Source organism: Cyclobacterium roseum (assembly GCF_010119225.1).
Classification (GTDB): domain Bacteria; phylum Bacteroidota; class Bacteroidia; order Cytophagales; family Cyclobacteriaceae; genus Cyclobacterium; species Cyclobacterium roseum.
Genome location: NZ_WNKF01000024.1, coordinates 56706 through 66800 on the forward strand (window position 1 = coordinate 56706; position 10095 = coordinate 66800).

The 10095-nt window shown below is 45.3% G+C and carries 6 protein-coding genes; 2 read left to right on the forward strand and 4 right to left on the reverse strand.

Features of this window, described 5'->3' with window-relative positions; all coding sequences use genetic code 11:
• Positions 1 to 24: 24 nt before the first annotated feature.
• Positions 25 to 552 (reverse strand): septal ring lytic transglycosylase RlpA family protein, encoded by a 528-nt coding sequence (locus GJQ68_RS21865; protein ID WP_162419393.1) that lies wholly within the window; start codon positions 550 to 552, stop codon positions 25 to 27.
• Between the two features lie 184 nt (positions 553 to 736).
• Here GJQ68_RS21865 and GJQ68_RS21870 point away from each other — a divergent pair, with 184 nt between their 5' ends.
• Entirely contained in the window at positions 737 to 1963 is a 1227-nt protein-coding gene (locus GJQ68_RS21870; RefSeq protein ID WP_162419394.1) for a metallophosphoesterase family protein, read from the forward strand.
• On the forward strand, positions 1960 to 4998 hold the full coding sequence (locus GJQ68_RS21875) for an AAA family ATPase (protein WP_162419395.1): 3039 nt from the start codon (positions 1960 to 1962) through the stop codon (positions 4996 to 4998). The genes GJQ68_RS21870 and GJQ68_RS21875 overlap by 4 nt, the downstream gene beginning before the upstream one ends.
• Positions 4999 to 5087: 89 nt before the next feature.
• Here GJQ68_RS21875 and GJQ68_RS21880 read toward each other — a convergent pair whose 3' ends face one another.
• The 3 genes from GJQ68_RS21880 to GJQ68_RS21890 are packed head-to-tail and all read right to left on the reverse strand — an operon-like array spanning position 5088 to position 9508.
• A complete protein-coding gene (locus tag GJQ68_RS21880; RefSeq protein WP_162419396.1) occupies positions 5088 to 6296 on the reverse strand; it encodes a glycoside hydrolase family 57 protein in 1209 nt (402 codons plus the stop codon).
• 3 nt (positions 6297 to 6299) lie between these two features.
• On the reverse strand, positions 6300 to 7580 hold the full coding sequence (locus tag GJQ68_RS21885) for a glycosyltransferase family 4 protein (RefSeq protein WP_162419397.1): 1281 nt from the start codon (positions 7578 to 7580) through the stop codon (positions 6300 to 6302).
• Between the two features lie 11 nt (positions 7581 to 7591).
• Positions 7592 to 9508, reverse strand: coding sequence for an amylo-alpha-1,6-glucosidase (locus GJQ68_RS21890; RefSeq protein WP_162419398.1), 1917 nt, complete (start codon positions 9506 to 9508; stop codon positions 7592 to 7594).
• Positions 9509 to 10095 lie beyond the last annotated feature (587 nt).

Consider the following 10095-nt stretch of genomic DNA (forward strand, 5'->3'; position numbering starts at 1 on the left):
GAATCTGGTTTAGGCTACCGTTTCCTACTTCTTTTGAAGCGATTCTCTCAAAGCACTTTGGATGAGCTGCTCGTCCTTGGTGTAGGCTATCCCGTGAAAATAGCTCCTCAGTCGGATATCCCGCGGAACCACTTTGTACTGCTGCCTTACCCAGTCGATGGCATGGTGACTGAGCAATTCCAGGGTCACAGGAACAATTCCATCGTTTACCATTTCCAGGTGTTCTGCAACCCCTTTGGATAGGTCAATAATCCGTGTAGAAGATTTGGGCAAGCGGTCGTTGATACGCACAACCGCCTGCATTCCGTTTTTCTTATTGGTCACTTTCAGCAAGGTCCCGAAGGGCAGGTGCTTGTGTGCCGCGGTGAATTGCCACATGTCATAAATTTCCCCATTGGCCGTCATCCGGTTATGAAAGCGGGTGCCATAATAGCTGGCAATACCTTCCTGGATAACCAGCAAGGAATCCGGTGCCGAAAACGGGGACTGAGCCTTTGAAGAAAAAACGAACCAAAAATGAGCCAACAACACGATCATCACAACCTTTTTCATAAACCACATCGCTATCAATCCTTTACACTAGTTAGAAAAATTCCTTTCAACGTAACAAATAAATACATTTTTCTTAAAAACCCGATCTTACCTTAGGTAATTTTTACGAATTAGTCTTTGCCTCGCTCCGATATTGAAGTAAATTTAGCATAAAATTAAACTTTTAGCATTTGAATTACCGCCCATGAAACTATTACACACGGCAGACTGGCATTTGGGGAAAAGACTGCAGGACGTTTCCCGCCTGGAAGAGCAGAAAGCGGTATTGGAAGAAATTGTCTCCATTGCAGATAGCCATGAAGTAGACATGGTCTTGCTTGCAGGAGACGTTTTCGATACGTTTAATCCCAGTCACGAAGCCGTGGAGCTACTTTACAAAACCCTGCGCAAGCTCTCCAAAAATGGGCAGAGGCCAATCGTGGTCATCTCTGGAAATCACGACAGCACTCAGTTTATAGAGGCACCCGATCCACTAGCCCGGGAAATGGGAATTTTCTTTTACAGCCGATACGACACGGTGATACCCGTGGGTAAATCAGAAAACGGCACGGAAGTCCTCCTTTCTGATCCGGGATTCGTATCCCTGAAACTGCCCCAGCATGATTTCCCGGTTCGCATCCTCCTCGCTCCCTATGCCAACGAGCTGTTATTGCGAACGTACCTGGGAGAGGAAGACCGCGAATCAGAGCTGAGAACGGTCCTGGGAAACCGCTGGAAGGAACTTGCAGATCGCCATTGCGACGATCGCGGAGTTAACCTTTTTTTAGGTCATTTCTTTTTTGTGAAGGAAGGGGAAACGCCGGAACCTGAGCCCGAAAGCGAGCGACCCATTCTGCACGTTGGAGGCACCCAGGCACTCCACACCTCCCAAATCCCCAATCAAATTCAGTACGCGGCACTGGGCCATTTACACCGGTACCATGCCTGTAGCACAGCGCCTGTCCCCACAGTGTATGCCAGCTCTCCGCTTGCCTATTCCTTTAGCGAAGCCGGACAGCAGAAGCAAGTGGTACTCATAGATGCCTGTCCAGGGAAACCGGCCCACTATGAAGCCATCCCCCTCTATCAGGGCAGGCGCCTGGAAAGAAAAACCTTTGACAACTTAACGACTGCATTGGAATGGTTGGAAGCAAATCCGCACTGCTTTGTAGAACTGACCTATGAAACGGACCACTCCATAGATGCGGAGACCCGAAGATCCCTGATGCAGGCGCACGACGGCATCATTAACCTTATTCCTCAGATCAAAAACAGAAAAACCGAATCTGATCACCAGTTGCAGGTTCGGGATCTGGAAAAAGACATGCCCAGCCTTTTCAACATGTATTACCAAAGTGAAAAAGGACAGCCCCCCAATCAGGAATTAATCGCTATTTTCAAAGAAGTCATCGCCCAAGTTGATCCCTCATGATTCCCGTAAAACTTACCTTAAAAGGACTCTATTCCTACAAAGAAACCCAAACCATAGATTTTACATCCCTAACTGCTGCCGGGCTATTTGGTATCTTTGGTGCCGTGGGGAGTGGTAAATCATCTTTGTTGGAAGCCATCTTACTGGCACTGTACGGAAGTACCGAAAGGCTTTCCGATAGAGGTGAAAAAAACAGCATGGTCAATCTTCAAAGCGATTCCCTTCAGATAAGCTTTGAATTTAAGGCCGGCAAAAACAACAGGAACCATTACCTGGCACGGTACCGAGTAAAAAGAAATCCGAAAAATTTCGATGAAATCCGGCCGGCAGAACATCATTTTTACCTGAAAGAAAAGGAGGAACTGGTTCCCCTGGAGGAAAAAGCGGAGGCCATCCTCGGCATGAGGATGGACCATTTCAAACAAACGGTGATCATTCCACAAGGAAAGTTTCGGGAGTTCATTGATCTAACTCCGGGACCCCGAGCAGCCATGATGAAGGAATTATTTGGACTCGAGCGATTTGACCTCTCCGGAAATACCGGAACCCTTTATAAAAAAGCCAGAGAGGAGAAGATCAAACTCGAAACCAAGCTGGAACCACTGGAAAACCTAAGTCCGGAGCTTTTTGAAGCACAACAATCCGAACAGGAAAAAACCGAGCAGATGGTCAGGGAAAAAGAGCGATCCTTCGAAAGATCTGGTAAAAAATTACAGCAAATGGAAGGGTTCCGGGAAAAATATCAGGAACTCCTTCAATCCAGGAAAATCTGGGAGACCCTGGAAAACCAACTCCCTGATATAGAAAAAAAGAAAAATGAACTAAAAGCCTACCTTCAGGCCCGAACCTACCTATTGCCCGTGTGGGAAAAAATAAAGGAAGAAAACCTGGCCCTGGAAGAAGCTACGGTAGGAACGATCGACTGCCAGCGCTTTGAACAAGCCTATAACGAGCAAATCAAAACCCTGGAAGCGCAAGAGACCGACCTGAAGAAAAAAGCGGACAAACGGCCTCAACGAGAAGCCAAAATCCGGGATTTGCAAAAAGTCCTGGAGATTCAAGCCCTCACCGGAGAACTTCGAGCTTCTCAGGGCAAGCTGGAATCCATGCAACCGCAGTTGGAGGAATTGCTCCGAAAGCAGGAATCCCTGGAAAAGCAATTAATGGAGTTGGACAGGGAAACCGAAGGTTTTGATCTTTCCAGCGACCATCAAGAACTGGCGGAACTGCAGCAGCAGGCAAAGGAATGGAAGACGCTTTTGACGCAAAAAGAGGCTCTGAAAGGGCAAGAGGAAAATCTAAAAAAAGAAGCACGGGCGTTTACCAGCCGGGTGGAAGAACTCCTGGCTTTCCTTCCATCGGATTTTACTGACTTTGAGCAGTGGGTGGCAGCGCAGAAGGAAGTTATTAAAAAATGGGAATTGGAAAAAGAAAGGTTGATTGAGAAAAAAGCCTTGCAAAACCATGCGCACGCACTTAGGGAAGGGGAACCTTGTCCTTTATGCGGCTCCCTGGAGCACCCCGATCCCCTGGATGCGCACCTTTCCGATAATCCGTTAACGAAAATTCAAGCCTCCTGGGAAAACAGCCTGAAAAAACTAGACCAAACGCAAGAGATGGCCAGGGAGTTACTCCTCCAAAAAACCAAGGAAGAAAACCATTCCGTCCAACTCCGGAATAAAAGCGAAGAGCTAACCCTTCAGCAGCAACAACTGGATCAGCTTCAAAAAAAGCTCGCAGCAAGAGGCATTACCGATACGGAATCGCTGGACTCCAAACGAGGCGAACTGGAAGAAAAGGTTAAAAAACAGGCTGCGCTGGATAAAACCATTCGGGAAGGCAGAAAAAATCTGGAACAGGTCCGGAAGCAACGGGAGCTGACACAGCAAGAATTAAGAAAGGCAGAAGAGCGCCTTTTACGTCTCAAAAGTACGATCAAAGCAAAAGAAGAGGAGATCTCAGACCTGCAATTTGCCCAGTCTTATCTGAAAAAATCGGCTGAAATCATCCGCCAAACGATAGCAAAAGTACAACAGGACATCAAGGAAACGGCCGATTTTCTGGACAGCAAGCAGAAAGTATTGAAAGAAACCAGAGAAAAGGCTGCCACCAACCTGGCCAACCTTTCCAATTATGAGAAAAAAAAGGAGCGAAGTACCGAAAAACTCGCCAGCCTGAATGCCGATTACGAAAAATTACTTTTGGAATACGGCTTTTCCGACAAACAAACACTGGAAGCCCTTTTTACCAGCAGTATGGATGCTGACAAGACCGACCATCAAATCCGGGAATATGAAAAAAAATGTTCCGTAGTAAGGTCTCGAATTTCGGAATTGGAAAATATACCGGGTGTACCGGACTTTCAGCATCAAACTTATGAGACCCTAAAAGCTTCTCATTTGCAGGAAAAAGAGGAACTGGAAGCCGTGAAAAACAAGCTCACGCTCCTCAATCAATCTCTCCAAGAACTTCGGGAAAAACTTGTCTTGAAAGCGGAATTAACCCAAACGTTTCGTAAACTGGAAACCCGCCTGTCGTATCTCAAAGAACTCGACCAGCTATTTAAAGGCAGCGGCTTTGTCAAGTATGTAAGCCGGATTTACCTGAAAGAACTCTGCCATACAGCCAATCTGCGCTTTTCCAAACTGACCAAGAACAGCCTGAGCCTGGAGATAGATGATAACAATACATTTTGGGTAACGGATTTTCTGAACGGGGGCAAAAAACGTTTGTTGAAAACCCTTTCAGGTGGCCAAACCTTTCAAGCTTCCTTATGTCTGGCACTCGCATTGGCCGAAAAAGTCAAATCCCTTAATCAGGCTGATCAAAGTTTTTTCTTCCTGGATGAGGGTTTCGGAGCCCTGGACCGGAATTCTCTTCGGGTGGTCTTTGAAACCTTGAAAGCACTTCGTCATGAAAACCGGATCGTGGGTATTATTAGCCATGTGGAGGAACTACAGCAAGAAGTCGCGGTTTATGCCAGGGTGGAGCTGGACCAGGAAAAAGGCAGCCAGGTTAGCTACAGTTTTAGCTAAAAAAACCGGGCTACCCAAATTTCCAACCCAGTAGAGGTCGAAAAAGCGATCGCCCGGTTTTGATTCAAATCCGAATGATAATCAGGGAATTAACCCGAGACAGCATCTTTTTCATCCTGTTTGAGCCGTAAAATAAAGTCGCTCAAAACATTCATATAGTTTATAAATGCCTCATAGGGACTTTCGTAAGGGCTAAAATAAGCATGAATATCCCCGTCAGAAAAAAACTTGGTGCACATGTAATAGAAGTGATCGCTGGTTTGCAGGTAGCGCCAATCCCGATGGATGGCCGGGTCTTTGGATTTCTTCACCCTGCCTTCCAGTTCGAATAACCGGTCAAATGCCTCGTCCTGTAGATCGTTACCCAGCCAGGCAGTCAGATCCCGCTCCTCATCTGCCCAGGAAATGGGAATGGGGACGTGAATTTTTCCCACAGGCGAAGCATTGGCAATAACTTCCGAAGGAGTGGAAAAAGAAAAGTTGGTTTGATTGAACACTGCTTCAGGAAGATGCCGCATAAATTCAAAAATCCCCGTTTCTTTCCATTGGTGTTCCCCAAAGGTTTCGTAATCCATAAACAGATTGATCACCTCATCTTCCCCCGGTACCTGGTTTAGCCAGCCCATGAATTTGTCTGTTGTAAGGGGATAATCGGACCATTTGGTTTCCCCAAACCGAAAGGCAATGTCATCACTCAGGCGGAAGTTTTTGAGCAATACTTTTAGTTTAGGCTCGTTGGCATTCACGTAGACAAAATTAGGGCTTTTCCAGCCCAGGATATGTTTGGCTCCTTCAGAGAGGATACCGTCAAAACCCATTTTAGCCACCATTTCACCAATACTATCTGAATAAATCAACTCCGTATTTCGAAATACTTTTGGCGTATATCCGTTGAAATATTGCTTTATTTTCTCCTGGTGAAGGTGTACCATGTCTTTGAACTCTGATTCACTTTTCAAGGCACAGAGGGAGTGGGAATACGTTTCGTTTAGCAATTCCACATGACCCGTGGCCACCAGTTCCTGAAAGCTATGCAAAACTTCCGGGGCGTAGGCCTCCATTTGGTCCAGGATGGTCCCGGATATAGAAAAGCAAACTTTGAACTTTCCCTGGTATTTTCGAATGAGCTCAAGCAAAAGTTGATTCATCGGCAGGTAACATTTTTTAGCCACCTTTTTCATGATGTTTCTATTGGAATAATCATCCCAGTAATCATGATCGTCCCCAATCTCAAAAAATCGGTAGGGTTTCAATCTGTAAGGTTGGTGTACTTGAAAGTAAAAACAAATGGTTCTCATATCCTATTGATTTACGGTTTGCTTGTATATATCGATGACTTTTTTAGCCACGTGCTCCCACTTGAGCTTTTTCAGCTCTTCCCTTCCCATCTCTTTAAACATTTTGGAAATGCCATTGTAATGAAGCAAGGCAAAAATAGCATCTGCCATGGCATCTATGTCCCAAAAATCTACTTTAACGGCATTTTGAAGTACTTCCGCCACTCCGGATTGTTTGGAAATGATCACCGGCGTATTGTGCCGGACCGCCTCCAATGGGGAAATACCGAAGGGTTCGGAGACAGAAGGCATCACATACACATCACTGAGCGCAAACATCTTATCCACATCGTCTCCTTTGAGAAATCCCGTAAAGTGAAACTTGGTCCCGATCCGCAACTCCGCCACCCGCAAGATCATCCGATTCAGTAAATCTCCGGAACCGGCCATGACGAATCGCACATTTTCATCCTTTTTAATCACTTTATGAGCCGCTTCTACAAAGTACTCAGGCCCCTTTTGAAAGGTGATTCGTCCCAGGAACGTCACGATTTTCTCGGGGACTTTTTTCTCTTCCTTGGACTTGATAATACTGGTGTCTAATACGGCATTGTGGACCACCGTGACTTTCTCTTCGGGTATACCGTATTTGGCCACGATGGTATTTTTAGTGAGCTGGCTCACGGCGATGATCTTATCCGCTGCTTCCATACCGGCTCGCTCTATATCGTAGACCCGCTGGTTAACGGTTTGCCCGGAACGGTCAAATTCTGTCGCGTGTACATGTGCAATCAGCGGCTTTCCACTCATTTGTTTCGCTGCTATTCCTGCGGGAAAGGATAACCAGTCATGTGCATGAATCAGGTCAAACTCTTTGTTTTTTGCAATTTGTGCAGCTACCAAGGCGTACCGGGAGACCTCCAGGATCAGATCTTTGCCATACTTCCCACTGAAAGTAAACTTATTGGCCAATACGCTGGATTCCAATTCGTCCTGGTCTTTGAGCAGTCTTTCGGTATGGTTGTGATATTCTTCCGGACTGAGGTAAGGAATCAAAAAAGAGCTTACCTCCAGGTAGGTGAGGTTTTTCCAGATATCCCTGAACCGACGTTCCCGGTAGTCGATTTCCACATCACTGGCATTGACAAACTCAGCCAACGGATCCTCATCCCCCCATAATTTAGGGACAACAAAAATCAGGTCTTGTTTGTGGTGGGCCATTCCTTTTACCAACCCGTAGCAGGCAGTACCCAAGCCCCCGGAAATATGAGGAGGAAATTCCCATCCAAACATTAAAACTTTCATATAAATCTTTTTTAAAGATTATCGATTAAATATTTCATCCGCAGCAATTCACCCACACTCCAGGCCTGTGATATGGCCCCTTTCGGTCTGTGGGGAGGATCTCCATCGTATATTTCAGCTATGGTGCCGACACCATACTGGGTCATCACCCCATCGAAGCTGCTGATCATGTTTTCAACCAATTTTTTCCCTTGTTTCCCATGCAACTTCAAATACCCTTCCGAAAAATGTCCCAGCAGCCAGGGCCATGCGGTTCCCTGGTGGTAGGTGTTGTCCCGCTCGTACTGATCTCCTTGGTAATATCCTTTATAAAGTGGATCACTTGGTGCCAGTGTCCTGAGTCCTCTATTCGTAAACAAATTGTTCTTGACCACTTCCAGCACATGATCTTTTTGTTCGTTGCTTAGAGGGCTGTAAGGCAGAGAAGTGGCGAATACCATGTTGGGCCGGATGGACCAATCCTTTTTCTCTCCCTTTACCACATCCGCCAGGTATCCCTTTTTTTCGCTCCAAAATGTTTCCACAAAGGATTCCTCCAACTTATCAGCCAAATGCTTCGCTCCTTCGTCTCCTGAAAGTTCGTGGAAAAACAATAAGGCGTTGTACCACAAGGCATTGATCTCTACCGGACACCCGATTCTCGGAGTCACCGGGCCGTCTTTGGTGACCGCATCCATCCAGGTAAGGGCGATCCCTTCTTCACCTCCACACAGTAACCCGTTATCCATAACATGGATGTTAAAAGCCGTACCCCTGGTAAATCCATCTATGATCCCCTTGCATTTTTCCAGGTATCTGGAAATAACGGTCTCCTTGTCACCCGTGAAGATTACGTATTGCTGCAAAGCCCAGAAATACCAAAGCGGGGCATCGATGCTATTCATATTCGTCATTACCCCGCTACCAACATTTGGAAACAAGGCCCCTTTCAAATCTTTGGACATCGAGTCCATCACATCCAAAAAGGTTTGTTTATCTCCCAGGGTCAGAGTCAGGCCTGGAAGGGCTATAAAGGTGTCTCTCCCCCACCAACCAAACCAGGGATATCCCGCGATGACCCGGGTTTCTCCACTTCGCCGGCTTATAAATTGACCCGCCGCATTTTTCAAACAATTTACAAAATTGTCTCTGGGAATTCTTCTGCTGATTTCCTTCTGAAAAGATTCCTGTAAGGATTCAGAATCTGCCTCCTTTAAGCCAGCTGCCAAGATGACCGATTCCCCTTTTTCGATTTCAAATTCAAAATAACCGGGAACGTACAGGTCTTCCTGATAGTCGTACCCCCGCTCAATTTCCCGGATGTACTCAATATTGTAAAACCAGTCAGGAACCGGTACAAAAACATTCTCCTTTGAGATTTGTAATGAAAGAGGGTCATAGGCTTCGTAAAGCCGGAATTGCACCCCTTTTTTTATCTTCTTAATTTTTTTATTAACATAGGTATTAGCCTTGGAAAGTCCGTGATAACCTCTGAAAGCCAAAAAGGGACTGACTCGCAATTTGGTTGGTATCAAGGCATCCACCAGCGTATATTTTACCATGACCCTGTCTGCTGTGGAGTCCAGGATGATTTCCTTTTCCAAAACCACCCCACCTACCCGGTACCTGAGTTTGGGAATGGGCTCGGAATCAAAATCTTCCAGGTATTTGTGGCCACGGGGGAAATAATTACCAGGATATTTGTTGATACCCAAATTGAATAGGGCATCTTTCTGAGCAATTGTCTCGTGCACGTTGGAAAGCAATACATGCAATTGCCCGTCAATCTGGGGCTGAGGAGCCACCAAAAGGCCGTGATATTTTCTGGTATTGCAGCCGATAATCGTTGTACTCGTATAGCAACCCGAGCGATTGGAACGGATTATTTCCTTTTCCAAGGAATAATTCAGGTTGATGAGTTGCGTCTTATCGAAATGTATGTAGCTCATTTAATCAAATGTTTGTGGTTTTTATAAAAATACTTGAATCCTTTGTAAAGAAAAATAAATGATCGAAAAACTAATGCAAATAGGCTTTAAAAAAAAACCAAATAAAATTTCCTTTTTTCCAATACACAAAAAAAGGGAGCAAATCACTCCCTTTTATTTTTCCTTATAAACTTGTAGATCAGGCACTTTCTTTTTGAAATTCTTCTAAATTCCTGATCGACTCCTCGAATTTCATCATATACAAATGGACCTGATTCAAATTGACATACCTGATCTGAGGAAATTTTTTTGAAGATTGAAATAATGTAAACATGACTTCTTAAAATTAATTGAATTCATACACACCCGTCATAACAAAGAATATGCCATCGTTTTATTGCTTTCACAGCACAAAAGAAACAGAGGGAACGTCACTCAAAGCCGCAAACACTTTCCTATAATCAGCTCCACATTTCTTCGATTGGAACCATTAAAGCCTATTTGAGCCATCTGCCGAAACAAATCCCCAGTCGTAACCAGCATTTAAAAAAACGAGGCTGTCCGAAAAGGGCAGCCTTTTTTATGCGGCTATTTTTCCGGAATATTCG